The organism is Gibbsiella dentisursi, assembly GCF_039539505.1.
GTDB lineage: Bacteria > Pseudomonadota > Gammaproteobacteria > Enterobacterales > Enterobacteriaceae > Gibbsiella > Gibbsiella quercinecans.
In genome coordinates this window covers 450,522-475,445 of record NZ_BAABDG010000003.1, presented here as the reverse complement: position 1 = coordinate 475,445, position 24,924 = coordinate 450,522, and the positions used below count along the sequence as shown (strand labels likewise).

The window sequence follows — 24,924 nt, the reverse complement described above, 5'->3', positions numbered from 1 at the left end:
CGGTAATCTTTTGGTACAGGTCTACAGTAGCGCTATCGGATGTTGCTTTTATGAGCATTTCTAGCTTGTTGTAATTGCAGGCGGATTTTGCGATAACCACGGTAAATCGTATCAATGGGAAGAATGATGATTACCGATATTCTGGCGAACAACCTGCGCGTGGTGTTTTGCGGCATTAACCCCGGCCTTTCCACGGCGCACCACGGTTACCACTTTGCCAACGCCAATAATCGGTTCTGGAAGGTGATTCACCTGGCCGGTTTTACCGAGCGGCAGCTGGCGCCGGAAGAGGAAATGCACCTGTTGGACACCGGCTGCGGCATTACTATGCTGGTGGAACGCCCGACGGTGGAAGCCAGTGAACTGGCGCGTAACGAACTGCGCACCGGCGGCGAGGCGCTAAAGGCCAAGATGCTGCAGTACCAACCGCAGGCGTTGGCGGTATTGGGCAAACAGGCGTTCAGCAGCGCCTTTGGCGTCCGTCAGGTGCCCTGGGGGCGCCAGGCGCTGACGATAGGCAAAACCGAGGTCTGGGTGTTGCCGAACCCCAGCGGGCTTAACCGCGCCACGCTGGAGCAGCTTAGCGAAAGCTATCGCCAACTGGCCACCGCGCTGGAAAGTCGGCAATAAAGCATTGCCGGGAGCGGTTGGCCCGAAGGTGCGGGCAGGGCGCCCGCCATAAAAAACCCCGGCGTGCGGTGCAGGCCGGGGTTTTCGTGCGTTAAACGCGTTTAGTCATCCAGGAAGCTGCGCAGCACTTCCGAACGGCTCGGGTGGCGCAGTTTACGCAGCGCTTTGGCTTCGATCTGGCGAATACGTTCACGGGTAACGTCGAACTGTTTACCGACTTCTTCCAACGTATGGTCGGTGTTCATATCGATACCGAAACGCATGCGCAGCACTTTCGCTTCGCGCGCGGTCAGGCCGGCCAACACATCATGTGTTGCCGAGCGCAGGCTTTCAGAGGTTGCGGAATCCAGCGGCAACTCGAGGGTGGTGTCCTCGATGAAATCGCCCAGATGTGAATCTTCGTCATCACCAATCGGCGTTTCCATCGAAATTGGCTCTTTGGCGATCTTCAGCACCTTGCGGATTTTGTCTTCCGGCATCAGCATACGTTCAGCCAGCTCTTCCGGCGTTGGTTCACGGCCCATTTCTTGCAGCATCTGGCGCGAAATACGGTTGAGCTTGTTGATGGTCTCAATCATATGCACCGGAATACGGATGGTGCGCGCCTGGTCGGCGATGGAACGGGTGATCGCCTGGCGGATCCACCAGGTGGCGTAGGTGGAGAACTTATAACCACGGCGATATTCGAACTTGTCGACCGCTTTCATCAGGCCGATGTTGCCTTCCTGAATCAGATCCAGGAACTGCAGGCCGCGGTTGGTGTACTTCTTGGCAATTGAAATAACCAGACGCAGGTTAGCCTCAACCATTTCTTTCTTCGCCCGGCGCGCTTTCGCTTCGCCAATGGACATACGGCGGTTGATGTCTTTTACCTGCTCGATGGTCAGGCCGGTTTCTTCTTCGATCTGGCGCAGTTTCTGCAGGCTGCGCTGAACGTCTTCTTCAACGTCTTTCAGCTTTTCAGACCACGGTTTGGCCATCGCCAGCGCTGCTGCGAACCAGGCGTCGCTGGTTTCGTTGCCGGCGAACAGATTGACGAAGTTTTTCTTCGGCATTTTGCACTGCTCAACACACATCTTCATGATGATGCGTTCCTGGGTACGCACGCGATCCATCATGGTACGCATGCTGTTGACCAGGAAGTCGAACTGTTTTGGCACCAGGCGGAACTGCTTGAACACTTCCGACAGTTTCAGAATTTCTTCTGCGGAGCTGGCGTGGCTGCGGCCGTTTTTCTTGATGACCAGGCGAGTCGTTTCGTACTGATCGCGCAGTTCGGTGAACTTCTGGCGCGCCAGTTCCGGATCGATGCTGTTATCGTCGTCAGCATCGTCGTCGTCGTCTTCCTCTTCTTCGTCGTCATCTTGATCTTCGGTCGACAGTTCCGAACCGATATGGGTGGCGGTGGGGGCGATGTCCTCTTCCGCGTTAGGATCGACGAAGCCGGTGATCAGATCGGACAGGCGCGATTCACCTGCTTCAACGCGATCATACTGCTCCAGCAGATAGGTGATGGCTTCCGGGTATTCGGCTACGGAGCACTGCACCTGATTGATACCGTCTTCGATACGTTTAGCGATGTCGATTTCGCCTTCGCGCGTCAGTAGCTCAACGGTACCCATTTCACGCATGTACATGCGCACCGGGTCGGTAGTACGGCCGATCTCGGATTCAACGCTGGAAAGCACCTGGGCGGCCGCTTCTACCGCATCTTCATCGGTATCGGTGGTGTTCTCGGCCAGCATCAAATCATCGGCGTCCGGTGCTTCTTCCATCACCTGGATGCCCATGTCGTTGATCATCTGGATGATGTCTTCGATCTGGTCGGAGTCGACGATATCTTCCGGCAGATGGTCATTGACCTCAGCATAGGTCAGATAGCCTTGCTCCTTACCACGGGTGACAAGTAGCTTAAGCTGTGACTGCGGGTTTTGCTCCATAAGACGGTATCCACACTTCAGAGTATTTGGGTTGGTGTCGGTCGGCGAAACCGCCAACAATAGCATTTGGGGCGTTTTTGTTATAGCCGCGGCCCACCCTAGCGGCATTTTGTGGGGCTCGGCCCGCACACGTTTCGGCACTTAAGCCGTTTAATATTCAGTTTTTCTTCGCCAGAACCTGGTTTAGCGAACGGACTTCTTCACGTTCTTCCGGGCTCAGGCCGCGCGTTCTTGCCTGCGCGATTAGCGTCTCCAGCCGGTGCTCCAGCACGGAGTCATACAGGCTGGCTAACGTATCCAAAAAGGTCTGTTCGACCATGTCCTCGACGATCATATGGTTCCATGTCGCCAGGGTTTCAAGCTGCTGGCTGAATTTGTTATCGCGATACAGCTCCAGCAACTGGCCAGTGGTCAGGCCGGGCTGGGCCAGGCAGGTATGCACCAGCTCAACAAATAACGGCAAACCCGCCAGCTTGGCTTGCCCTAAACCTTCCAATGAAGGAATAAGTGTAGCCAAACGCGGATTTTGTACCAACAACCCTATCAGTATACGCATGGTTGTGCGTTTTAGCTGGGGCGCCTGATAAGTATTCGCATTTTCCGTCTGTTTGGGCATCAGCTTGTCAAGCTGGCTGTCATCCAGCAGGCCCAGTTTGCTGCCCAACTGTTGGCGCAAATACAGGCGCAGCGTTTCACCCGGCACCTGGCCAATCAGCGGCAGCGCCAGCGCGCTCAGCTTGGCGCGGCCGTCGGGGCTGCTTAAATCCACCTGCGGCATCAGCGTTTCGAACAGGAAGGTGGAAAGCGGCTGCGCCTGCTCCATCCGTTGTTCGAATGCGTCTTTGCCTTCCTTGCGCACCAATGTGTCCGGGTCTTCGCCGTCGGGCAAAAACATAAACCGCATCTGCCGCCCGTCGTTCAGGTAGGGCAGCGCGGTCTCCAGCGCACGCCAGGCGGCCTCGCGGCCGGCCCGGTCGCCGTCGTAACAGCAGACGACGTTATCGGTGGCGCGAAACAGCAGTTGGATATGGTCTGCCGTTGTTGAGGTGCCCAACGAAGCAACGGCGTAATTAATGCCGTACTGCGCCAGCGCCACCACGTCCATATAGCCTTCCACCACCAGCAGGCGCGAAAGCGTTGCGTTGCTCTGCTGCGCTTCATACAGGCCGTAAAGCTGGCGGCCCTTGTGGAAAACCTCGGTTTCCGGCGAGTTCAGGTATTTCGGCATACCGTCGCCCAGCACGCGCCCGCCGAAGGCGATAACCCGCCCGCGCTTATCGCGGATGGGGAACATCACGCGCTCACGAAAGCGATCGTAGGTGCGGCCCTGCTCGTTGTTGACCAGCATGCCCGCGTCGTTCAGCGCGCTGCGGCTTTCGGCATCACGGCCAAAGCGTTTTAAGGCGTTATCCCAACCGGCCGGGGCAAAGCCGATGGCGAAATGGCAGATAACCTCTTCGCTCAATCCACGCTGTTGCAGGTAATCACGCGCCTGCTTGCCGTTGGGTTGAACCAACGCCTGCTGATAGAATGCGCTTAGCTGTTCCATCAACTGGTAAAGGCTTTGGCGCTGATGGCGTTCTATCTGGCTGGGGCCAGTGCCTGCTTCGTACGGCACTTCCAACCCGTGCATGGTGGCCAGCTCTTCGATGGTTTCGACAAAATCCAGCCTGTCGTAATTCATCAGAAAGTCGATGGCGTTACCGTGGGCGCCGCATCCGAAACAGTGGTAAAACTGCTTGTCGCCGTTAACGGTGAATGAAGGGGTTTTCTCATGATGGAACGGACAGCACGCATGGTAGTTCTTGCCTTGCTTTTTCAGCTTCACGCGGGCATCGATCAAATCGATGATGTCGGTGCGAGCCAGCAAGTCATTGATAAATACGCGTGGAATTCGTCCAGCCATAAGCCCTTATTCGACTGCCTATAAACGAGAACAAGCCGCGCATTCCTTACGGAAAGCACGGCCTTCGTATACAACTACTCGGTCTGCGCTTATAAAACACGCGGTGGGGTTACCCCCAGGGAATTAATACAGACGAGTGCGGCGTGCGTTTTCGCGAGCCAGTTTCTTCGCGTGGCGTTTAACAGCAGAAGCTTTAGCGCGTTTGCGTTCGGTGGTCGGTTTTTCATAGAACTCACGACGACGAACTTCAGCTAAAACGCCTGCTTTTTCGCATGAACGCTTGAAACGACGCAGTGCAACGTCAAATGGCTCGTTTTCACGTACTTTAATTACCGGCATGTGCCTCTCACCTCAATAGAATTCGGTTTGTTGCTGGCCAAGCGCCAGCCTTTTCAAAATGGTGCGGAATTTTACTCCAATGAGTGCTGCTTTGTAAAGCACCATGACAAATTCCTACCAGCCCATACCGTACTGGCGCACGCAATTTTGCAATGGCCGCTGATTATAGACTAATCAGAAAAAATTGCTCGCTTTTAATCGGGAAAATATATCGGCTACGCATCTGGCCCGTTGCGCTGGGGGGCGGTAAACGGGCGCGGTTGTGCTAAACTGGCGGCCGCCTGTGAATGATGGGAAATGTGATGCGAGTACTGGGTATAGAAACGTCCTGCGATGAAACCGGAATCGCAGTGTATGACGATCAGGCCGGTTTGTTAGCTAACCAATTGTACAGCCAGGTGAAACTGCACGCGGACTACGGCGGCGTGGTGCCGGAGCTGGCTTCGCGCGATCACGTGCGCAAAACCGTGCCGCTGATTCAGGCGGCGCTGAAAGAAGCTAACCTGTCTGCCGCGGATATTGATGGCGTCGCCTACACCGCCGGGCCGGGCCTGGTGGGGGCATTGCTGGTGGGCGCCACCGTTGGGCGCGCGCTGGCGTTTGCCTGGAATGTGCCCGCAGTGCCAGTGCACCATATGGAAGGGCACCTGCTGGCGCCGATGCTGGAAGATAGCCCACCGGCCTTCCCATTCGTCGCGCTGTTGGTTTCCGGCGGCCATACCCAACTGATCAGCGTGACCGGCATCGGCCAATATACCCTGCTGGGGGAATCGATCGACGATGCGGCCGGCGAAGCCTTCGATAAAACCGCCAAACTGCTGGGGCTTGATTATCCCGGTGGCCCGATGTTGTCCAAAATGGCCCAGCAGGGCAACGCCGGGCGCTTTGTGTTCCCGCGCCCGATGACCGATCGCCCCGGGCTGGATTTCAGCTTCTCCGGCCTGAAAACCTTTGCCGCCAATACCATTCGCGGCAACGGCAGCGATGCGCAGACCCGCGCCGATATCGCCCGCGCGTTTGAGGATGCGGTGGTGGATACGCTGGCGATCAAGTGTAAACGCGCGCTGGAGCAAACCGGGTTTACCCGGCTGGTGATGGCCGGCGGCGTGAGCGCCAACCGCACGCTGCGCAGCAAACTGGCGGAAATGATGCAAAAACGCGGTGGGGAGGTGTTTTACGCCCGGCCGGAGTTTTGTACCGATAACGGCGCGATGATCGCCTACGCCGGGCTGGTGCGCCTGAAAAGCGGCGGCATCAGCCCCACGCTTGGCGTTTCCGTCCGCCCGCGCTGGCCACTGGCCGAACTGCCTGCGGTATAAGCCGCTATGCAGGGCTGGCGAACGCCGGCCCTGCCGTTTACTTCTTGGTTTCTTCTTCCGGCGTTTCTGGCTTCTTCTTGCGCAGCTTATTCCAGATTTTTCCTTCCTGCCCGCGCCACAGGCGCTGGATATTATCGTGATGGCGCATCAGGATCAGGCAGGAGAGCATCGCCACCGGGAAGGTGAACTGCGGTTTGAACCACCAGACATAAAAAGGGGCGATCAGCGCGCTGATAATCGCCCCCAGCGAGGAATAACCGCTGAGCAACACGGTCAGCAGCCAGGTGCCGGTCATCAGGCCGGTCAGATCCCAACCGATTGGCGCAATAGCGCCGAAAGCGGTGGCAACGCCTTTCCCGCCGCGGAAGTGGAAAAATATCGGGTAAATGTGGCCAAGGCAGGCAGCGATGGCCGTCAGGCCAAGGTACATCGGCGGTATTTCAAGCTCGTAAGCCAGCCAGACCGGCAACATGCCTTTCAATATATCGAACACTAGCACCGATGCCGCCGCCAGGCGGCCGCCAATGCGCAGGACGTTAGTCGCTCCTGGGTTCCCTGAGCCATGTAAACGCGGATCGGGCAGCCTGGCGATCCGACATACCAGGATCGCGCTGGAAATAGAGCCACAGAGATACGCGAAGATAATCATGCCAAGCGCGGTAGCACTCATAACGCGGTTCCGTTTAATAATGGTCGTTTTGCTCGTGATATCTATGGATAATACGCATATTCCGCTGGAAGTGGTATCCGGCAAGGCTAAAAACAGAGAACGACGTGATGGATATCGTATTTATTGAAGAACTTACTGTAATCACCACCATCGGCGTTTATGACTGGGAGCAGACCATCCGCCAGAAGCTGGTTTTCGATATCGAAATGGGGTGGGACAATCGCCGGGCGGCCGCCAGTGATGACGTAAACGACTGTTTGAGCTATGCCGATATCTGCGACGCCGTTGTCCAACACGTTGAGGGCGGGCGCTTTGCTTTGGTGGAGCGCGTCGCTGAGGAAATTTCTGAAATATTGCTTCAACGCTTTAATTCCCCTTGGGTACGTATTAAGGTCAGCAAGCCAGGAGCAGTGGCGCACGCCCGCAGCGTGGGCGTGATCATCGAACGGGGCACCCGCCCGGCGTGATGGCCTGTCATGAATGTGCAACTAACGGTAATTATTCTGCTCTGAATAGAGAATTGTTTAGCGGCAATGTATTGAATACTGCCGCTTTTTTATTGTTAGCCGTTACTATGCTTGTGTTAGCGGCCGGCGCGTAGCGCCAGCTTGCGGCCCTGTGGGCGTGCGGTTTAAGGTGCGCAAGGGTGGGTTCCGTCGGTTTTTTCCCGTGATGGGAAAGTAATGCCGCCTTCTTCGGGGGCGGATTTTATGTTTCTAGCTGTAAATTTATGGGGTAGGCGCACACATGGCGGACATGCATTCACTGTTTGTGGCATTTGTTCTTGGGGTGGTTGAAGGGTTAACGGAGTTTTTGCCGGTATCCTCTACCGGGCATATGATCATCGTCGGTGAATGGCTTGGCTTTACCGGCGACAAAGCGAAAACCTTTGAAGTTATTATCCAGCTGGGTTCGATCCTGGCGGTCGTGGTGATGTTCTGGCGCCGTTTGTTCGGCCTGATCGGCATTCATTTCGGCGGCAAGCCAGTAGCGCATGAAGGGCATACGGCAGGGCGTTTGAAGCTGGGGCATATTCTGCTGGCGATGATCCCGGCGGTGGTATTGGGGTTGGTGTTCCACTCGGTGATTAAATCGCTGTTTGAGCCGCGCAATGTGATGTATGCGTTGGTGGTGGGGGGCTTCCTGCTGCTGGCCGCGGAATGGCTGAAGCCTAAAAAGCCACGCGCCGTTGGGCTGGATGACATCACTTACCGCCAGGCGTTCATGATCGGCTGTTTCCAGTGTTTGGCGCTGTGGCCTGGGTTCTCGCGCTCTGGCGCCACCATTTCCGGCGGGATGCTGGTGGGCGTTAGCCGTTATGCGGCCTCTGAGTTTTCGTTCATCCTGGCGGTGCCGATGATGATTGGCGCCAGCGCGTTGGATGTGTACAAGAGCCTGGGGTTCCTTTCGCTGGCCGACGTGCCGATGTTTGCCGTTGGGTTTATCACCGCCTTCGTGGTGGCGCTGATTGCCATTAAAACCTTCCTGAAATTGATCAAGCGTATTTCGTTTGTGCCGTTTGCAATTTACCGCTTTATCGTGGCGGCTGCGGTCTACGTGGTGTTTATGTAAGGCCAAACGGCAACGCAAGGTAGCGTTGGCGGAAAAAAAAGCCAGTCAGGTTAACTGACTGGCTTTTTTGCATTCAGGCCATTGGGGCTGCGCCGCCGTCAGGCCTGCTGGGTTTTCCAGGCGGCCAACGCCTGCTGGCGCCGGCGCTTAAGCTCATCGCGGATCGCCGGCCCTTGCAGGCCGCTGGCCACCACCTCTTTCACTGAAACCGCATTGGCAACCTGAAAGGCCGCGCGCAGATAGTCACCCTGCGGGTACGGGTTCTCTTCAAAACCGGCGCGGCCGCGGGCATCGGCCTCGCTGGTCAGGATCATCTGCTCCAGCCGGTGTGGCTTGCGCCATACATCAATCGCATCAAACAGTTTTAACAGGGTTTCCGGCCGCAGCTTATCCACGGTGTGGATCAGATCGTGGTATTCCGCCACCAGCATCGCCAGATCGCGAATCGGGTTTGGCACGCGCAGCCGCTGGCATAGCGCCTCCACCAGTTTCACCCCGGCTGGGCCGTGGCCATGGTGGTGCGGCCAAAACTGCTTCGGCGTCAGTCCTTTGCCCACATCATGGCACAGGGCGGAAAAACGCACGTCCACTTCCGGGCTGAGGCGGCTGGCCATTGCCAGCGTCATCAGCGTGTGGATGCCGGTGTCGATTTCGGGGTGCCATTTTTCCGGCGCCGGCACGCCAAACAGCGCGTCGATCTCGGGGAACAGCACCTGCAGAGCGCCACAGGCGCGCAATACCTGGAAGTAAACCTGCGGGCTTTGGCTCTGCAACGCTTTTTCCGTTTCCTTCCACACGCGCTCGGCGGGCAGTGCGGAAAGTTCGCCGCCATCGGCCATGTTGCGCATCAGCGCCGCTGTTTCCGGCGCCAGGGTGAAGCCCAGATGGGCAAAGCGCGCGGCAAAGCGGGCCACGCGCAGAACGCGCAGCGGATCTTCGCTAAAGGCATCAGAAACGTGCCGCAGCAGCCGTGCGTTGAGATCTTGCACGCCGCCGTAAGGATCGATCAGTTCGCCTGCCGGCGCCTGGGCGATGGCGTTGATGGTCAGATCGCGCCGCTGCAGGTCTTCTTCCAGCGTGACGTCCGGTGCGGCGTAGCAGGTGAAGCCGGTATAACCCTGGCCGGATTTACGCTCGGTGCGCGCCAGTGCGTATTCTTCATGGGTTTGCGGATTGAGGAACACCGGAAAGTCTTTACCCACCTGTTGGTAACCCAACGCCAGCAGTTGCGCGGGCGTGGCGCCGACGACAACCCAGTCGCGGTCTACCACCGGTAGCTTAAGCAGGCTGTCGCGGACTGCGCCGCCAACCAGATAAATCTGCACTGTTGCACTCCTGAAATTATCGCCGCTCTGCGCCACAGCTTACCTGAATTATCCGCACGGATAAAAACGCCGCAGCGCCAGCCGTGGGTGACGGCCTGGCGCTCGGAACGCGAAAGCGGGATTGATGCTGGCCTGAACAAGGAGGGCGCCGAACCATGCCCCTGGCCAGCACAGGCCAGTCAGTTCATCCAGCGGTTGTTGTTTTTACGGCGCGGGATCAGGTGCGGCAACAGCAGCCCCAGCAGCAAGCCGACGCCTGCAACGCCGCCGCCGTACATAAACCATTGCAGGATAATGGTACGCTGTTTGTCATCAAGCTGCAGGTTAACCGCATTCACTTTTTTCTGCGCGACCACCAGTTGGTTTTTCAGATCCTGATTTTCCTGCTTCAGGCCGCTGATGGTGCTATCGCTGGCGGCGACTTTTTCCTGCATTTCCGCTGTGCGCTGGTTCCAGCTGTTATCAATGTTCGTCAGCTTGTCGGTCAGGGTTTTTACCTGTTGTTCCAGTTCAGGCACGCGGGTGCGCAGGCTTGGCGTTTCGCTAAGCTGATCCAACGGGATCCAGATATTGCGGCCCTTGGCATCGCGGATCTGGCCGTAATGGGTTTCATTATTTACGCTTAACAGCGTGACTTCGTCGCCAGCGTTCAGCGTCCCGACAATGCGGTACTGATTGCCCGGGCCGCTATGGACGTAAGTGTTCAATTCATCAGAGATATAGCGCTTCTCTTCGGCGTGTGCACCCCAAGTGATGCTGAAGCTCAGCACCGCGAGGCAAATTAGGCGTAATTTCTGCATTAGTTCATCGTTTCTGTGTGAATTTATGGAACGATAGTAGAGACTTCAGTGTGACGGCGCAACGCTAAAACCGGAATGAGAACTGTCTTACTGTAGCGGATTCTGTGCGTTACGCCGCGTTTTACAGCGTAACAGGTTTTTTCTACAGTTTGCAGGCTTAAGCGCCAACGAATCGCGCTACTATAGTGCCAACGGTGCCTTTTCGGGCAGCATTCGGCCAGGGCAAGGCTCTGGCCGCAAATTTGTAACTTATTGGTGTAAAAGACATATGACCGTTGAAATAGAACTGAAATTTATTGCCTCCGCGCAGGCTGCCGCCGGGTTGTCCGCACAGTTGGCCGCCTGGCCCCATCAGCATACCGCGCCGCAGAAACTCACCAATATTTACTACGAGACGGCCGATAACTTCCTGCGCCGCCACGATATCGGGTTGCGTATCCGCGGCTGCAACCAACAGTATGAGATGACCATCAAAACCGCCGGCCGCGTGGTGGGCGGGGTGCATCAGCGCCCGGAATACAATGTGGCGATCGCCAGCCCTGAACTGGCGCTGGCTGAATTTCCAGCCGATATCTGGCCGCAGGGGTGCGATATCGGCGCGTTGCAGCAGGCGCTGCAACCGCTGTTCCGCACGGATTTCGTGCGTGAAACCTGGTTGATCGCGCTGGGGGAAAGCGAGATCGAGATTGGCCTGGATCAGGGCGAAGTGCGCGCCGGCGAGCTGGCCGAGCCGATAGGCGAGATCGAACTGGAGCTGAAACAGGGCAATACATCGGATCTCCTGGCGTTGGCGCAGCAGTTGGCACAGCATGGCGGCCTGCGCCAGGGCAGCCTGAGCAAAGCGGCGCGCGGTTACCACCTGGCGCAGGGCAATGCGCCTTTCGCACTGCGCCCGCTCAAAGTGCTGAAGCCGGCGGCGAAATCCAGCGTGGAACAGGGGATGATCGCGGCATTGGAGCTGGCGCTCAGCCACTGGCAGTACCACGAGGAGCTGTGGCTGCGTGGCAACACCGCGGCGCGCCCGGCCGTGCTTGAAGCGATGGTGCTGGTGCGCCAGGCGCTGGTGATTTTCGGCGGCCTGGTGCCGCGCAAGGCCAGCGCCGATCTGCGTGCCCGCCTGGCGGCGCTGGAGCCCCAACTGGAAGACCACAACGCCGAACCGCAGAGCCTGTGTTACAGCGCGGAGTATCTGCAATGTAAGTTGGCGCTCACATCCTGGTTGCTGACCGGCGCCTGGCGGCCGTTTATCGACGCAAAAGCCCAGGCGAAACTGGATGGCTCCTTCAAGCGTTTTAGCGATGTGATGCTGGGGCGCTGCGCTGCCGAGTTGAAAGACGCGTTCAACCACCCGCTGACCGACGAAGACTATCAGGGGCAATTGCCGCGCCTGACGCGCCAGGTGGCCGCCTTTATGCTGCTTTCCGGCGCCTATGTCGACGCTGAAAGCGGCGCCTATATCGGCGCTTGGCGTGAGCTGTTGCGGGCGGTGGCGGAACGGCGCCAGGGGAGCTATGAAAACAGCCGTAAGCTGGCCCTGTCCCAGGCGCCGTTCTGGTTAAACGGCGCCGTTCGTTAATGATACCCGGCCCGCTGCGGCGGGCCATCGCACGGATGATTGATTATGTCGCGACTCTCTGCAGCGTTACAGGCGCAGGCACAGCGTATTGTGCAGCGTTTTCAGGAAACCCACGGCGCCGATGTGCTGCTTAGCGGCCAGGAGCAGGCGGTACTGGCATCGAGCGATTTTGTCAGCGAGGCTTTGCTGGCGCACCCGCAGTGGCTGGAGAAACTGCGTAGCCAGCCGCCGGCGGCCGATGAGTGGCGCCACTACGGCGCATGGCTGCAGGAAGAACTGGAAGCCGTGCAGGATGAAACGGCGCTAATGCACGCGCTGCGCCTGTTCCGCCGCGAGATACTGGTGCGCATCGCCTGGGCGCAGGCGTCGAATAGTGCCACAACCGAGCAAACGCTGCGTCAGCTCAGTAGGTTGGCTGAAACGCTGATTATCCGTGCCCGCGACTGGCTGTATCAAACCTGCTGCCGCGAGTGGGGCACGCCGTGCAATGCGGCGGGGGTTCCCCAGCCGCTGTTGATCCTTGGCATGGGCAAGCTGGGCGGGGAAGAACTGAATTTTTCCTCCGATATCGATCTGATCTTTGCCTACCCGGAAAACGGGCAAACCCAGGGCGGGCGGCGCGAGCTGGATAACGCCCAGTTCTTTACCCGCCTTGGCCAGCGGTTAATCAAAGCATTGGATCAGCAAACCATCGACGGTTTTGTTTATCGGGTGGATATGCGGCTGCGCCCGTTTGGCGACAGCGGCCCGCTGGTGATGAGCTTTGCCGCGCTGGAAGATTACTATCAGGAACAGGGGCGCGACTGGGAACGCTACGCCATGGTGAAGGCGCGGCTGATGGGCGGTACTGAAGATCTCTATAGCCAGGAACTGCGCAACACGCTGCGGCCGTTTGTCTTCCGCCGTTATATTGATTTCAGCGTGATCCAGTCGCTACGTAATATGAAGGGCATGATCGCGCGCGAAGTGCGGCGGCGCGGCCTGAAAGACAACATCAAGCTGGGCGCCGGCGGTATCCGCGAAATTGAATTTATCACCCAGGTGTTCCAATTGATCCGCGGCGGGCGCGAGCCCAGCCTGCAGGGGCGCGCATTGCTGCCAACGCTGCAGGCGATTGGCCAACTGGGGCTGCTTGGCCCACAACCGGTGGCGGCGCTGAGCGCCAGCTATCTGTTCTTACGCCGGCTGGAGAATTTGCTGCAGGCGATTGCCGATCAGCAAACGCAAACCCTGCCGCAGGATGCGCTCGATCAGGCGCGCCTGGTCTGGGGCATGGGCCTGGCAGACTGGCCGGCGCTGCTGGCCGCGCTGGATACCCATATGCGCGCGGTGCGGGCGGTGTTTGACGACATGATCGGCGACGATACCCCCGATGTGGGTGAAGATAGCCACTGTCAGCGCTACTATGGCCTGTGGCACGATGCGCTGGAAGAAAAAGACTTGGCGCCGCTGTTGCCGCATCTGGGGGAAGAAGAACAGCGTATGGTGCTGCGCATTATCACCGATTTCCGCCAGGACGTGGGCAAGCGTACCATCGGCCCGCGCGGGCGCGAGGTGCTGGATCAACTGATGCCGCGCCTGTTGGCCGAAGTCTGCCCGCGTGACGACGCGCCCACGGCGCTGGCCCGCCTTATTCAACTGCTGCTTAGCATTGTCACCCGCACCACTTACCTTGAGCTGCTGCTGGAGTATCCGGCGGCGCTCAGCCACCTGATTCGCCTGTGCGCCGCCTCGCCGATGGTGGCGAACCAACTTGCGCGCTACCCGATGCTGCTCGATGAGCTGCTTGATCCGGCAACGCTCTACCGGCCGGTTGAACCCGGCGCCTACCGCAGCGAGTTGCACCAGTATCGGCTGCGGGTGCCGGCGGACGATGAGGAGCAGCAGGTGGAAGCGCTGCGCCAGTTCAAACAGGCGCAACAGCTGCGCATCGCCGCGGCGGATATCGCCAAAGTGCTGCCGGTGATGAAAGTGAGCGATCACTTAACCTATCTGGCCGAAGCGATCATCGATGCGGTGGTGCAGCAGGCCTGGCACGATATGGTGGCGCGTTACGGCCAGCCGGCGCATTTGCATGAGCGCCAGGGGCACGGGTTTGCCGTGATCGGCTACGGCAAACTGGGCGGCTGGGAGTTGGGCTACAGTTCCGATCTCGATCTGGTGTTTTTGATCGACTGCCCGCCGGAAGTGATGACCGATGGCGCGCGCTGCATTGATGGCCGCCAGTTCTACCTGCGGCTGGCGCAGCGGGTGATGCATTTGTTCAGCACCCGCACCGCCTCCGGTATTCTGTATGAAGTGGATGCCCGGCTGCGGCCTTCCGGGGCGGCCGGCATGCTGGTGAGCACCATCGAGGCCTTTACCGACTACCAGCAAAATGAAGCCTGGACATGGGAACATCAGGCGCTGGTGCGGGCGCGCATTGTCTATGGCGATCCGGCGTTGCATCAGCGTTTTGATGAGATCCGGCGCGATATTTTGTGCAAGCCGCGCGCCGGCGAGGCATTGCAGCAAGAGGTGCGCGAAATGCGGGAAAAAATGCGCCATCATCTGGGCAACAAGCAGCGTGAGCTGTTTGATATCAAAACTGATGAAGGCGGCATTACCGATATCGAATTTATCGCGCAATATCTGGTCTTACGCTATGCCGGCAGCGAACCGCGGCTGGCGCGCTGGTCGGATAACGTGCGCATCTTCGAACTGATGGCCCATTACGGTATTATGCCGGACGAAGAAGCGCAGGCGTTGACCCGCGCCTATGTGACGATGCGCGACGAAATTCACCGGCTGGCCTTGCAGGAGCACTCCGGCAAGGTGAGCAGCGAACTGTTTGTCGCCGAGCGCGATCGGGTGCGCCGCAGCTGGGAAAAATGGCTGGGCGTAGCGGGCGCATAGCTCACCTTTTTGCCGGCATTATCGGTGTCTGTGGTAATATCGGCGCAACTAAATTTATGACCTGTTTGGAGTTATCGAATGAAAGTTACACTGCCTGATTTTCGCCGCGCCGGTGTGCTGGTGGTTGGTGACGTCATGTTGGATCGCTATTGGTATGGGCCGACCAGCCGCATTTCACCGGAAGCCCCGGTGCCGGTGGTGAAGGTGGATACCATCGAAGAGCGTCCCGGTGGTGCGGCTAACGTTGCGATGAACATCGCCTCTCTGGGCGCCGGCTCGCGTCTGGTGGGGCTGACCGGTATTGACGACGCCGCGCGTGCATTAAGCGCCCGGCTCAATGAAGTTAACGTGCGCTGTGACTTTGTTTCCGTGCCGACGCACCCGACCATTACCAAACTGCGCGTGCTGTCCCGCAACCAGCAGTTGATACGCCTGGATTTTGAAGAAGGCTTCGCCAACGTGGATGCCCAGCCGCTGCTGGAGCGCGTTCAGCAGGCGCTGCCGCAGATTGGCGCGCTGGTGCTGTCTGATTACGCCAAGGGCGCGCTGAGCAAGGTGCAGGACATCATCCAACTGGCGCGCGCCGCCAAGGTGCCAGTGCTGATTGATCCCAAAGGCACGGATTTTGAACGTTACCGCGGCGCAACGCTGCTGACGCCGAACCTGTCCGAGTTTGAAGCCGTGGTCGGCCATTGCAAAGACGAACAGGAACTGGTGCAGCGGGGCATGAAGCTGGTGGCGGATTATGAGCTTTCCGCCCTGTTGGTGACCCGCTCCGAACACGGGATGACGCTGCTGCAGCCGGATCGCGAGCCGCTGCACCTGCCGACGCAGGCGCAGGAAGTGTTTGACGTGACTGGCGCAGGCGACACGGTGATCGGCGTGCTGGCCGCTGCGCTGGCCGCCGGCAATACGCTGGAAGAGTCTTGTTTCCTGTCTAACGCCGCCGCCGGCGTGGTGGTGGGCAAGCTGGGGACCTCCACCGTTTCCCCGATCGAGCTGGAAAATGCCATTCGCGGCCGCGCCGAAACCGGGTTTGGCGTGATGAGCGAAGAACAGCTGAAAACGGCCGTGGCGCAGGCACGCCAGCGTGGTGAAAAGATTGTGATGACCAACGGCATTTTTGACATCTTGCACGCCGGCCACGTTTCTTATCTGGCGAACGCCCGTAAGCTGGGCGATCGTCTGATTGTGGCGGTTAACAGTGATGCATCCACTAAACGTCTGAAAGGCGAAACCCGCCCGATCAATCCGTTGGAAAACCGTATGATCGTATTGGCCGCGCTGGAAGCCGTGGACTGGGTGGTGCCGTTTGAAGAGGACACGCCGCAACGGCTGATCGCCGGTATCCTGCCGGATCTGCTGGTGAAGGGCGGGGATTATAAACCGGAAGAGATTGCCGGCAGTGCCGAGGTGTGGGCCAACGGCGGTGATGTGAAGGTGCTAAACTTTGAAGATGGGTTATCAACAACCAACATCATCAAGGCCATCAAAAGTGGGCATGAGTAATCGTACCGCGTGAGTGGCAATCGGCAACATTAAGGGCGCGCCTTGCGCCCTTAACATAAACTTATTCGTCTTCCGGCTTGGCCTGTGGGGCCGCATTCAGTTTGCTTTCCAGTTCGTTCAGGCGCTGTTCCAGCAGGGCCAGCTTTTCCCGCGTGCGCAGCAGCACCTGAGTTTGCACATCAAACTCTTCGCGGTTGACCAGATCCAGGCGGGTAAGCTGCGCTTGCAGTATCTGGCGGATTTTCTTTTCGACGTCTTCCCCGAATTCACGGACACCCTTCGGCATGGACTCATGAACCTGGCGCGCGATCTGTTCAATTTTTTTCGGGTCTATCATGGTATATCCCTTTCTGATATTGGGTGGCGATAGCATTAGTGTAATGCGAGTTGCCCAGCGGATAAACAACAAGGCACGCTTCAGCGCTGGATCTTGCGTACAGTGTGGGGTGAGGCAGTGTATTTACGCTAAATGCATTAGCATCGCCATTTTTGCTAATTGCCCTGATTAATCATTAGCGCTATAGTCGTTAAGCTTATTCTCAGGGCGGGGTGAAAGTCCCCACCGGCGGTAAATCATCTTCTATGGTGAAAGCCCGCGAGCGCTCATCCAGCCTTTGGGTTGGGTAGAGGTCAGCAGATCCGGTGTAATTCCGGGGCCGACGGTTATAGTCCGGATGGGAGAGGGTAACGACATCTGTCGGGCTTGTGCTCGCTTGCGTTATTTTTTAGCTATCCAGCTACTCCTCAAGATCGCCCTGGTTCTGGTAATCCAATACAGTTAATTGAGGTTTTTTTACCATGAATCAGACGCTACTTTCAGATTTCGGTACGCCAACAGAACGCGTTGAACGCGCGCTGGACGCTTTGCGCAACGGGCGCGGCGTGATGGTGCTTGATGATGAAAATCGTGAAAACGAAGGTGATATGATCTTTGCCGCAGAAACCATGACCGTTGAGCAGATGGCGCTGACCATTCGCCACGGCAGCGGCATTGTTTGCCTGTGCATTACCGAAGAACGTCGCCAGCAGCTTGAACTGCCGATGATGGTGGCCAACAACTCCAGCCATTTCCAAACGGCGTTCACCGTAACCATTGAGGCCGCACAGGGCGTGACCACCGGGGTTTCCGCTGCGGATCGCCTGACGACCATCCGCGCTGCCATCGCCGACAACGCTACGCCGAGCGATCTTAACCGCCCTGGCCACGTTTTCCCGCTGCGCGCGCAGCCGGGCGGGGTGCTGAACCGCCGCGGCCATACGGAAGCCACGATCGATCTGGTTTCCATGGCCGGTTTTAAACCTGCCGGCGTGCTGTGCGAGTTGACCAACGATGATGGCAGCATGGCCCATGCGCCGGAAGTGATCGAATTTGCCAAACAGCACGATATGCTGGTGCTGACGATTGAAGATCTGGTGGCTTATCGCCAACAGCATGAGCAAAAGGCCAGCTGATATACGCCAACGCCCTCCATTGGAGGGCGTTGTTCATTGGGTTCTTCCGCATTGCGCCCACAGGCGCTTTTCCTTTCTTAGCCGATGCCGCCGCTTTGCAGCAACGTCAGGCTGAACCCCATCACCGCCATACCGCACAGCACGCCATAGCTTGGGTTGTTGTTGGGATCGATTTCTTTGGCCAGCGGCATCAGTTCATCCACCGATAGCGCCACCATAATGCCGGCGACCGCCGCCATGATCGCCGCCATCATCACCGGGGAAATCATCGGCCCAATCAGCAGGAACGCCAGCACGCCGCCAAGTATTTCCGCCATGCCTGAAATCCCCGACCACAGCAACGCTTTGGTTTTGGAGCCGGTAGCCGCGTACACCGGGCCGGCGACCGCCAACCCTTCCGGAATATTGTGAATCGCCACCGCCAACGCAATCCCCATGCCCAGCTCCAGATCGGCGCTGGCGGTAATAAAGGTGGCGATGCCCTCCGGGAAGTTATGCAGGCTAATGCCCAGCGTCAGCAGTAGCGCCGTGCGCTTCAGGTTATGCGGGGCAATCGGGGCATCCACCAGATCCTGCGGATGCTGGTGCGGCAGCATGCGATCCAGCGCGAAATAGCCCAACAGGCCAACCATAAACATGCCATAGCCCAATATCGGCGACATGCCTTGGGTGTGTAGCGCCGCAGGCAGCATTTCCATCAGTGAGATCAACAGCATAATCCCGGCGGCAAAGCCAAGCGCAAAGGCCAGCACCCGGTTAGAGGGTTTTTGGCCAATAATGCCTAGCAGGGCGCCAACAAAGGTTGCGCCGCCAGCCAGCAAGGTGAGGATCAGCGGTACAGACATTGTGGGCTCCTCGGTATCTCATCAATATTTCGCATTTTCTGATACTAACAGAGTAGTAGCATAAATCGAGTGGATCTGGCTGATTGTTCTCATCGTTATACCCTTCATACTTCAAGCTGCAGGTGTGTTGGCTTGGTTACTCGGCCCATCCCTGGGCCTCGCCCCAAAGGGGCCGCTGTTAACAGCGTTCAAATCTGCTCCCGGCAGATTTGTCGCTCACCCCAGTCACTTACTCAAGTAAGCTCCTGGGGATTCGCTGCGTTGCCGCGTGATTCGGCCATACGGCCTCACCCCTACGGGGCCAGCGCTAGCGCTGTTCAAAAACGCTTTTGCGTTTTTGTTCTGCAACTCGAATTATTTTGGGTATATCACCATTCAAAATTATTGAATATCATCATCATGGTTATCCGGCTGTGCCGGTGCGGCAAAGGGCGTAAGGTGGTTGGCATAAACCGGCTACCCCTCTGGAGAAGAATATTATGACGATGTCCCGCATGCCTGCGCTGTTTTTAGGGCACGGCAGCCCCATGAATGTATTGGAAGAAAACCGTTATACCCAGGCGTGGCGCGAACTGGGTGTGAAACTGCCGCGGCCGAAAGCGATTATCGCGGTTTCTGCCCACTGGTATACCCGCGGCACGGCGGTAACGGCGATGGAAAACCCGAAAACCATCCATGATTTTGGCGGTTTTCCCCAGGCGCTGTTTGATACCCAATATCCGGCGCCGGGCTCTCCGGCGTTGGCGGCGCGGATACAGCAACAGTTGGCGCCGCTGCCGGTGATCGCCGACACTCGTGAATGGGGGCTGGATCACGGCGCCTGGGGCGTGCTGATCAAAATGTACCCGCAGGCGGATATCCCGGTCGTGCAGCTAAGCGTTGACGGGACGCAGCCTGCATCTTACCACTTCGAGCTTGGGCGAAAACTGGCGGCGCTGCGTGATGAAGGGATCATGATCGTCGCCAGCGGCAACGTGGTGCATAACCTGCGTCAGGTGAAGTGGGAAGGGGACGGCAGCCCATACCCTTGGGCACAGGCGTTTAACCAGTACGTGCGTGACAACCTGGCTTACCGCGGGGATGACCATCCGTTGGTGAACTTTATGCAGCATGAAGGGGCCGCACTCGCCAACCCAACGCCGGAACATTTCTTGCCGCTGCTGTACGTGCTTGGCGCGTGGGATAGTAAAGAGCCGATCGGCATCCCGGTGGATGGGATTGAAATGGGAGCGCTCAGTATGCTCTCGGTTCAGGTGGGTTAATTTTCTGAATGCCAGTCGCTGACTGGCATTTTTTTGTCGTTTTTTCAGCTTTTTATCGCCGCTGACGTTGTGTCAGCGCCCAGCAAGCCAGCACCCGCCTGGAAGAGGGCGTTTGGCCTTGATCCGGAAATCTCCTCGTCCTATAGTGAATTCACTGTACAAACATACAGTATTTCACGAAAGTCATATTTTAATTGATTGATTAACGAGGTATTTCCTATGAAAACGACCACTACGAATTTCGGCCAACAACCCCTGAAAGCGGCCACTGCCAAGTTCGGCCAACAGCCGAATCAATCCACCATCTGGACCCGTGCCGACGCGCTGAAAGTGCGTGCCGATGACCCGACCACCACGCAACCGCTGGTTAGCGCTGATTTCCCGGTGCTGAGCGATACGGTGTTTATCTGGGATACCATGCCGCTGCGTGATATCGACGGTAACGTCACTTCCGTTGACGGCTGGTCAGTGATTTTCACCCTGACGGCGGAGCGCCAGCCGACCAACCCAGAGTACTTGGATGAAAACGGCAACTATGACATCAACCGCGACTGGAACGATCGTCATGGCCGGGCAAAAATGTGCTACTGGTTCTCACGCACCAGTAAAGACTGGGTGTATGGCGGCCGCGTGATGGCGGACGGCGTTTCACCAACCACCCGCGAATGGGCCGGCTCGCCGATTTTGCTCAACGACCAGGGCGACGTCGATCTGTATTACACCGCGGTTACGCCTGGCGCGACCATTGTGAAAGTGCGTGGCCGCGTGGTGACCACTGAACACGGTGTTGACATGGTTGGCTTCAAAAAAGTGTCTTCCCTGTTCGAAGCCGACGGCAAAATGTATCAAACCGAAGCGCAAAACCCGTACTGGGGCTTCCGTGACCCATGGCCGTTCCGCGATCCTGAGAGCGGCAAGCTGTATATGCTGTTCGAAGGCAATGTGGCCGGTGAGCGTGGTTCACACAAAGTGGGCGAAGCGGAAATCGGCGACGTGCCGCCGGGTTATGAAGACGTGGGCAACTCACGTTACCAGACCGCCTGCATCGGTATTGCGATGGCGCGTGATGAAGACGGCGATGATTGGGAACTGCTGCCTCCACTGCTGACGGCGGTTGGCGTTAATGACCAGACCGAGCGCCCGCACCTGCTGTTCCAGGACGGCAAATATTACCTGTTCACCATCAGCCATCAGTACACCTATGCCGATGGCCTGACCGGCCCGGACGGTGTGTACGGTTTTGTCGCGGATTCACTGTTCGGCCCTTACGTGCCGCTGAACGGTTCCGGCCTGGTGTTGGGCAACCCGTCAAGCCAGCCGTTCCAGACCTATTCTCACTATGTGATGCCGAACGGGCTGGTCACCTCGTTTATCGATAACGTGCCGCTTGAGGACGATGATTCTGACGCTGGCTTCCGCGTCGGCGGTACGGAAGCGCCAACGGTGGGCATCAAGCTGGTGGGCGATCGCACCTTCGTGGTGGAAGAATATGACTACGGTTATATTCCGCCAATCATTGATGTCACCTTGAAATAACCGGAGGGAATGCCCGGGCACGGCGACGTGCCCGGGTTTTCTGCCGTTCGGCGTTGGCCGCGCGCTTTAATCCAGAATGATGTGCGGATAGAAGCGTGACAGATCCTGGGTGATCAGCGCGCGATCTTCCCGCAGACCGATACCACAGGGTTGATCGTTCACCAGCCAACTGCCGATCAAGGTATAGCTGCCTTCAAACTGCGGCAACGGATGGAACTGCTGCACGATCATGCCTTCTTCACCATACGGGCCATCGGCCTGCGCGGCGATCTGGCCGTTTTGCACGATCTGGATATTCGCCCCTTCGCGTGAGAACAGCGGCTTGATGACGTAGTTTTCCATCGCCGGATGTTCGTCTTCGGCAAAATAGGCGGGCAACAGGTTCGGGTGGTTGGGGAACATCTCCCACAGCAGCGGCAGTAGCGCCTTGTTGGAGATAATGCTTTTCCATGCCGGCTCCAGCCAGCGTACGCCGGCGTCTTCCAGCTTAGTGGAAAACATTTCACGCAGCATGAATTCCCACGGGTACAGTTTAAACAGATTGCCGATCACCTGGTCTTGCAGATCGGTAAACTGGCCCTTTTCCCCCAGCCCGATATCTTCCATAAACAGGAACTCGGTCGCCAAATCGGCTTCCAGCGCGCAGTCTTGCAGATATTGCACCGTCCCCCGATCTTCCACGCTATCCCGGCAACAGGCCATGTGCAGCAGGCTAAACCCGTGGTGCGCCTTTAATTGCGCAAAGCGCTCAATCAGCTTTTCCTGCAGGCTGTTGTACTGATCGGCCTGTTCCGGCAGGCGGCCGGCGTTAAGCTGATCTTCCAGCCAAATCCATTGGAAAAAGGCGGCTTCGTACAGCGACGTTGGCGTATCGGCGTTGTTTTCCAGCAGCTTGGGCGGGTTGACGCCATCATAGGCCAGATCAAGGCGTGAATAGAGCGAGGGCTGGTTAGTGCGCCAGGCGCTGCGGACGAATTCCCAGGTGTGCTTCGGAATGCGGAACTTCGCCATCAGCGCATCGCTGGCAACCACTTTTTCCACCACCTGCAGGCACATCTGGTGCAGTTCGGCGGTGGCGTCTTCGATCTCTTCGATCTGCGTCAGCGTAAATTGATAATAGGCATCTTCACACCAGTAGGGTTCGCCATACATGGTGTGGAAGTTGAAACCAAACTCGGTGGCTTTTTCACGCCAGTCTGGGCGTTCGGTGATAGCAACGCGTTTCATCGATTAACCGCCCATGGTGCGTGAGCTGGAGGTGGCGCTGCTGCGTTGCATGGTGGCCTGCTTGGCGACGGATTCGCCAAAACCGCCGCGGGTAATGGTGTTGGTGACCGCCGGTTTTGGCGCCATGGCGGTTTTCGGCACCGTCATCGTGCGGCCGCCGGCCGTCGCCGGGCCATAGTTCTTGCCGGTGGCGTCAACGAACTTACCGTTGGCCGGGCTGGCGGGGTTTTTAGAGGTGAACAGCGGCTGTTGGGCAAAGCCGGCGCCGCCCATCATCCGGCCCATCATATAGCCCGCCATCAGCGGCATCCAGAAGCTGCCGCTGCTTTGCGATTCTGCCGCCATGCCCGCTTGTGCCGGCGCCTGGGTGCATTGCGCTTCGCCAAACTCCGCCACGCAGTCTTCGCGGGTGGCGTATTTCGGCGCGGTTTTTTCGGCTTCTTTCAAGGCATTGTTGTAAGCCGTGGTGCACTGCTCGGTCATGGAGGGATTGGAGCGTGAACAGTCATCGGCATTTTGGTACAGCGATACGGTTTCATCGGCCTTTTCGCAACCGGCCAACATAAATACCGCACTGACGGCCAGCGCGACAGGGGCCATGCGGTAGTTACGCCAGGATTTGCGGAACGTCTCTCTATTGATGTTTTTTGTCCGTTTCATCGGCATTAAATCCCATTATTCATTATTTTAGCCATGCGGCCTTTTCCCAGTAGGTGGCGTAAGAATAGGGGAAAGATGTGCAAAATTAAAGCTGAAACGCGCGGATAATCGACTCTTTACGCAGGATTACGTGGCGGTGTGCGCCAGTTCTCTTTAATCGCAAAAACGTTGTTCTGGATGTTCCATTTTGGAACGTTTTGCCGGGCTGGCCGTTTCGCAATGGAACGAAAATCGCCAGGCTCGTAATGCCTGCGGGCGGCCGTATAGTCATTGTTAACAACCAGCCGGCGGAAGACCGGCAACAACCTCACCTGAAAATGAACATCGTCAATGAACCCAGAAGGAGCCGGTTATGTTAAGAATCATCCAATCACCCAGTAAATATATCCAGGGCCTGAACGCGTTAGCCTCCGTCGGCCAATATGCGAAATCACTGGCTGAACACTATTTTATTATCGCCGATGACTTTGTGATGAAACTGGCGGGCGACACCGTGATGGGTAGCCTGCAGCAGCACGGCGTTAAACATCATGCCTGCGTTTTTAACGGCGAATGCAGCCATAAAGAGATCGATCGCCTTGGTCAGGAACTGAAAGACCAGGGGTGCAACGGCGTTATTGGCATGGGCGGCGGCAAAACGCTGGATACCGCCAAAGCCATTGCCTATTACCAGAAAGTCCCGGTGGTGTTGATCCCGACCATCGCTTCAACCGATGCGCCGACCAGTGCGCTCTCCGTGGTCTACACCGAGCAAAGCCAGTTTGAAGAGTACCTGATTTACCCCACGCCGCCGAACATGGTGATCATGGACAGCGCGATCATCGCCAAGGCCCCGGTGCGTTTGCTGGTGGCCGGGATGGGCGATGGGCTTTCCACCTACTTTGAAGCACAGGCCTGCTTTGATGCCCAGGCAACCAGCATGGCCGGCGGTAAATCAACGCTGGCGGCGTTGAGCCTGGCGCGCCTGTGCTATGAAACCCTGCTGAAAGAGGGCTTCAAGGCCAAGTTGGCGGTTGAGGCCGGCGTGGTGACCGAATCGGTAGAGCGCGTGATCGAAGCCAATACCTATCTGAGCGGTCTGGGCTTTGAAAGTAGCGGCCTGGCGGCGGCCCACGCCATTCATAACGGGTTCACCGTGCTGAAAGAGACCCACCACCTTTACCACGGTGAAAAAGTGGCGTTCGGTACGTTGTCGCAACTGGTGCTGCAAAACAGTTCCGAAGAGCAGATCGAAACGGTGATGCGCTTCTGCCACCGGCTGGGGTTGCCGATCACGCTGGCTGAGATGGGCGTGACGGAAGATCTGCCGGCGAAAATCCAGGCGGTTGCCGAGGCAAGCTGCGCGGAAGGCGAAACCATTCATAACATGCCGTTCAAGGTCACGCCGGCCAGCGTACAGGCGGCCATTTTGACTATGGATCGGCTGGGGCGTGCCTGGTTGCAACAGCACGCATAGCTACC

At 57.7% G+C, this 24,924-nt stretch carries 21 protein-coding genes and 1 riboswitch; of the genes, 11 read left to right on the top strand and 10 right to left on the bottom strand.

Annotated features, from left to right (window positions below; all coding sequences use genetic code 11):
- Positions 1 to 126 precede the first annotated feature (126 nt).
- A complete protein-coding gene (gene mug, locus ABFX35_RS12790) occupies positions 127 to 630 on the top strand; it encodes a G/U mismatch-specific DNA glycosylase (protein ID WP_095847165.1) in 504 nt (167 codons plus the stop codon).
- A 101-nt stretch (positions 631 to 731) separates the two neighbouring features.
- On the opposite strand, the gene rpoD is transcribed toward mug, so the two are convergent.
- The 3 genes from rpoD to rpsU form a co-directional block, all read right to left on the bottom strand.
- On the bottom strand, positions 732 to 2,570 hold the full coding sequence (gene rpoD / locus ABFX35_RS12785; protein WP_279025620.1) for an RNA polymerase sigma factor RpoD: 1,839 nt from the start codon (positions 2,568 to 2,570) through the stop codon (positions 732 to 734).
- Between the two features lie 157 nt (positions 2,571 to 2,727).
- Positions 2,728 to 4,476: a DNA primase gene (dnaG, locus tag ABFX35_RS12780; protein WP_346081452.1), complete on the bottom strand. Its 1,749-nt coding sequence runs from the start codon at positions 4,474 to 4,476 to the stop codon at positions 2,728 to 2,730.
- 123 nt (positions 4,477 to 4,599) lie between these two features.
- Positions 4,600 to 4,815 carry a 30S ribosomal protein S21 gene (gene rpsU, locus ABFX35_RS12775; RefSeq protein WP_001144069.1) on the bottom strand — a complete coding sequence of 72 codons (216 nt, stop codon included), beginning with the start codon at positions 4,813 to 4,815 and terminating at the stop codon, positions 4,600 to 4,602.
- A 302-nt stretch (positions 4,816 to 5,117) separates the two neighbouring features.
- Between rpsU and tsaD the strand changes: the two genes are divergently transcribed.
- A complete protein-coding gene (tsaD, locus tag ABFX35_RS12770) occupies positions 5,118 to 6,134 on the top strand; it encodes a tRNA (adenosine(37)-N6)-threonylcarbamoyltransferase complex transferase subunit TsaD (protein WP_346081450.1) in 1,017 nt (338 codons plus the stop codon).
- Positions 6,135 to 6,171: 37 nt separating this feature from the next.
- Here tsaD and plsY read toward each other — a convergent pair whose 3' ends face one another.
- Positions 6,172 to 6,804, bottom strand: a complete 633-nt coding sequence (gene plsY / locus ABFX35_RS12765) for a glycerol-3-phosphate 1-O-acyltransferase PlsY (protein ID WP_095847169.1) — start codon at positions 6,802 to 6,804, stop codon at positions 6,172 to 6,174.
- Between the two features lie 107 nt (positions 6,805 to 6,911).
- Between plsY and folB the strand changes: the two genes are divergently transcribed.
- Positions 6,912 to 7,271 carry a bifunctional dihydroneopterin aldolase/7,8-dihydroneopterin epimerase gene (gene folB, locus ABFX35_RS12760; protein ID WP_095847170.1) on the top strand — a complete coding sequence of 120 codons (360 nt, stop codon included), beginning with the start codon at positions 6,912 to 6,914 and terminating at the stop codon, positions 7,269 to 7,271.
- Between the two features lie 280 nt (positions 7,272 to 7,551).
- Positions 7,552 to 8,376 carry an undecaprenyl-diphosphate phosphatase gene (bacA, locus tag ABFX35_RS12755; RefSeq protein WP_095847171.1) on the top strand — a complete coding sequence of 275 codons (825 nt, stop codon included), beginning with the start codon at positions 7,552 to 7,554 and terminating at the stop codon, positions 8,374 to 8,376.
- Between the two features lie 98 nt (positions 8,377 to 8,474).
- On the opposite strand, the gene ABFX35_RS12750 is transcribed toward bacA, so the two are convergent.
- Both ABFX35_RS12750 and ABFX35_RS12745 read right to left on the bottom strand, forming a co-directional pair.
- Entirely contained in the window at positions 8,475 to 9,701 is a 1,227-nt protein-coding gene (locus tag ABFX35_RS12750) for a multifunctional CCA addition/repair protein (RefSeq protein ID WP_279025638.1), read from the bottom strand.
- 179 nt (positions 9,702 to 9,880) lie between these two features.
- Positions 9,881 to 10,501, bottom strand: a complete 621-nt coding sequence (locus ABFX35_RS12745) for a TIGR04211 family SH3 domain-containing protein (RefSeq protein WP_121555440.1) — start codon at positions 10,499 to 10,501, stop codon at positions 9,881 to 9,883.
- A 268-nt stretch (positions 10,502 to 10,769) separates the two neighbouring features.
- On the opposite strand from ABFX35_RS12745, the gene ABFX35_RS12740 reads away from it, so the two are divergent.
- The 3 genes from ABFX35_RS12740 to hldE all read left to right on the top strand — a co-directional run bounded on the left by ABFX35_RS12740 (position 10,770) and on the right by hldE (position 16,481).
- Positions 10,770 to 12,077: a CYTH domain-containing protein gene (locus tag ABFX35_RS12740; RefSeq protein WP_346081447.1), complete on the top strand. Its 1,308-nt coding sequence runs from the start codon at positions 10,770 to 10,772 to the stop codon at positions 12,075 to 12,077.
- 45 nt (positions 12,078 to 12,122) lie between these two features.
- Positions 12,123 to 14,972 (top strand): bifunctional [glutamate--ammonia ligase]-adenylyl-L-tyrosine phosphorylase/[glutamate--ammonia-ligase] adenylyltransferase, encoded by a 2,850-nt coding sequence (glnE, locus tag ABFX35_RS12735; RefSeq protein WP_279025643.1) that lies wholly within the window; start codon positions 12,123 to 12,125, stop codon positions 14,970 to 14,972.
- Positions 14,973 to 15,050: 78 nt separating this feature from the next.
- Positions 15,051 to 16,481 (top strand): bifunctional D-glycero-beta-D-manno-heptose-7-phosphate kinase/D-glycero-beta-D-manno-heptose 1-phosphate adenylyltransferase HldE, encoded by a 1,431-nt coding sequence (gene hldE, locus ABFX35_RS12730; RefSeq protein WP_279025645.1) that lies wholly within the window; start codon positions 15,051 to 15,053, stop codon positions 16,479 to 16,481.
- A gap of 61 nt (positions 16,482 to 16,542) precedes the next feature.
- Here the strand turns inward: hldE and ubiK are convergent, their stop codons facing one another.
- Positions 16,543 to 16,818, bottom strand: a complete 276-nt coding sequence (ubiK, locus tag ABFX35_RS12725; protein WP_121555436.1) for a ubiquinone biosynthesis accessory factor UbiK — start codon at positions 16,816 to 16,818, stop codon at positions 16,543 to 16,545.
- 194 nt (positions 16,819 to 17,012) lie between these two features.
- Positions 17,013 to 17,171: riboswitch (FMN riboswitch) on the top strand.
- 108 nt (positions 17,172 to 17,279) lie between these two features.
- Here ubiK and ribB point away from each other — a divergent pair.
- Positions 17,280 to 17,933: a 3,4-dihydroxy-2-butanone-4-phosphate synthase gene (gene ribB, locus ABFX35_RS12720; protein ID WP_346081443.1), complete on the top strand. Its 654-nt coding sequence runs from the start codon at positions 17,280 to 17,282 to the stop codon at positions 17,931 to 17,933.
- A gap of 77 nt (positions 17,934 to 18,010) precedes the next feature.
- On the opposite strand, the gene zupT is transcribed toward ribB, so the two are convergent.
- Positions 18,011 to 18,778 (bottom strand): zinc transporter ZupT, encoded by a 768-nt coding sequence (gene zupT, locus ABFX35_RS12715; RefSeq protein ID WP_346081441.1) that lies wholly within the window; start codon positions 18,776 to 18,778, stop codon positions 18,011 to 18,013.
- A 479-nt stretch (positions 18,779 to 19,257) separates the two neighbouring features.
- Between zupT and ygiD the strand changes: the two genes are divergently transcribed.
- Both ygiD and ABFX35_RS12705 read left to right on the top strand, forming a co-directional pair.
- Positions 19,258 to 20,040, top strand: a complete 783-nt coding sequence (ygiD, locus tag ABFX35_RS12710) for a 4,5-DOPA-extradiol-dioxygenase (RefSeq protein WP_346081439.1) — start codon at positions 19,258 to 19,260, stop codon at positions 20,038 to 20,040.
- Positions 20,041 to 20,259: 219 nt separating this feature from the next.
- Positions 20,260 to 21,576, top strand: coding sequence for a glycoside hydrolase family 68 protein (locus ABFX35_RS12705; RefSeq protein WP_279025653.1), 1,317 nt, complete (start codon positions 20,260 to 20,262; stop codon positions 21,574 to 21,576).
- A gap of 66 nt (positions 21,577 to 21,642) precedes the next feature.
- On the opposite strand, the gene ABFX35_RS12700 is transcribed toward ABFX35_RS12705, so the two are convergent.
- On the bottom strand, positions 21,643 to 22,803 hold the full coding sequence (locus ABFX35_RS12700) for a glutathionylspermidine synthase family protein (RefSeq protein WP_346081437.1): 1,161 nt from the start codon (positions 22,801 to 22,803) through the stop codon (positions 21,643 to 21,645).
- Between the two features lie 3 nt (positions 22,804 to 22,806).
- Positions 22,807 to 23,463 carry a DUF1190 family protein gene (locus ABFX35_RS12695; protein ID WP_346081435.1) on the bottom strand — a complete coding sequence of 219 codons (657 nt, stop codon included), beginning with the start codon at positions 23,461 to 23,463 and terminating at the stop codon, positions 22,807 to 22,809.
- A gap of 352 nt (positions 23,464 to 23,815) precedes the next feature.
- On the opposite strand from ABFX35_RS12695, the gene ABFX35_RS12690 reads away from it, so the two are divergent.
- Complete coding sequence (locus ABFX35_RS12690; protein ID WP_095847181.1) at positions 23,816 to 24,919, top strand: glycerol dehydrogenase; 1,104 nt, start codon at positions 23,816 to 23,818, stop codon at positions 24,917 to 24,919.
- The last annotated feature ends 5 nt before the right edge of the window (positions 24,920 to 24,924 follow it).

Coding starts and splice junctions, on each gene's coding strand:
- mug (WP_095847165.1), top strand. CDS start 127: ATGATTACCGATATTCTGGCGAACAACCTGCGCGTGGTGTTTTGCGGC.
- rpoD (WP_279025620.1), bottom strand. CDS start 2,570: ATGGAGCAAAACCCGCAGTCACAGCTTAAGCTACTTGTCACCCGTGGT.
- dnaG (WP_346081452.1), bottom strand. CDS start 4,476: ATGGCTGGACGAATTCCACGCGTATTTATCAATGACTTGCTGGCTCGC.
- rpsU (WP_001144069.1), bottom strand. CDS start 4,815: ATGCCGGTAATTAAAGTACGTGAAAACGAGCCATTTGACGTTGCACTG.
- tsaD (WP_346081450.1), top strand. CDS start 5,118: ATGCGAGTACTGGGTATAGAAACGTCCTGCGATGAAACCGGAATCGCA.
- plsY (WP_095847169.1), bottom strand. CDS start 6,804: ATGAGTGCTACCGCGCTTGGCATGATTATCTTCGCGTATCTCTGTGGC.
- folB (WP_095847170.1), top strand. CDS start 6,912: ATGGATATCGTATTTATTGAAGAACTTACTGTAATCACCACCATCGGC.
- bacA (WP_095847171.1), top strand. CDS start 7,552: ATGGCGGACATGCATTCACTGTTTGTGGCATTTGTTCTTGGGGTGGTT.
- ABFX35_RS12745 (WP_121555440.1), bottom strand. CDS start 10,501: ATGCAGAAATTACGCCTAATTTGCCTCGCGGTGCTGAGCTTCAGCATC.
- ABFX35_RS12740 (WP_346081447.1), top strand. CDS start 10,770: ATGACCGTTGAAATAGAACTGAAATTTATTGCCTCCGCGCAGGCTGCC.
- glnE (WP_279025643.1), top strand. CDS start 12,123: ATGTCGCGACTCTCTGCAGCGTTACAGGCGCAGGCACAGCGTATTGTG.
- hldE (WP_279025645.1), top strand. CDS start 15,051: ATGAAAGTTACACTGCCTGATTTTCGCCGCGCCGGTGTGCTGGTGGTT.
- ubiK (WP_121555436.1), bottom strand. CDS start 16,818: ATGATAGACCCGAAAAAAATTGAACAGATCGCGCGCCAGGTTCATGAG.
- ribB (WP_346081443.1), top strand. CDS start 17,280: ATGAATCAGACGCTACTTTCAGATTTCGGTACGCCAACAGAACGCGTT.
- zupT (WP_346081441.1), bottom strand. CDS start 18,778: ATGTCTGTACCGCTGATCCTCACCTTGCTGGCTGGCGGCGCAACCTTT.
- ygiD (WP_346081439.1), top strand. CDS start 19,258: ATGACGATGTCCCGCATGCCTGCGCTGTTTTTAGGGCACGGCAGCCCC.
- ABFX35_RS12705 (WP_279025653.1), top strand. CDS start 20,260: ATGAAAACGACCACTACGAATTTCGGCCAACAACCCCTGAAAGCGGCC.
- ABFX35_RS12700 (WP_346081437.1), bottom strand. CDS start 22,803: ATGAAACGCGTTGCTATCACCGAACGCCCAGACTGGCGTGAAAAAGCC.
- ABFX35_RS12695 (WP_346081435.1), bottom strand. CDS start 23,463: ATGAAACGGACAAAAAACATCAATAGAGAGACGTTCCGCAAATCCTGG.
- ABFX35_RS12690 (WP_095847181.1), top strand. CDS start 23,816: ATGTTAAGAATCATCCAATCACCCAGTAAATATATCCAGGGCCTGAAC.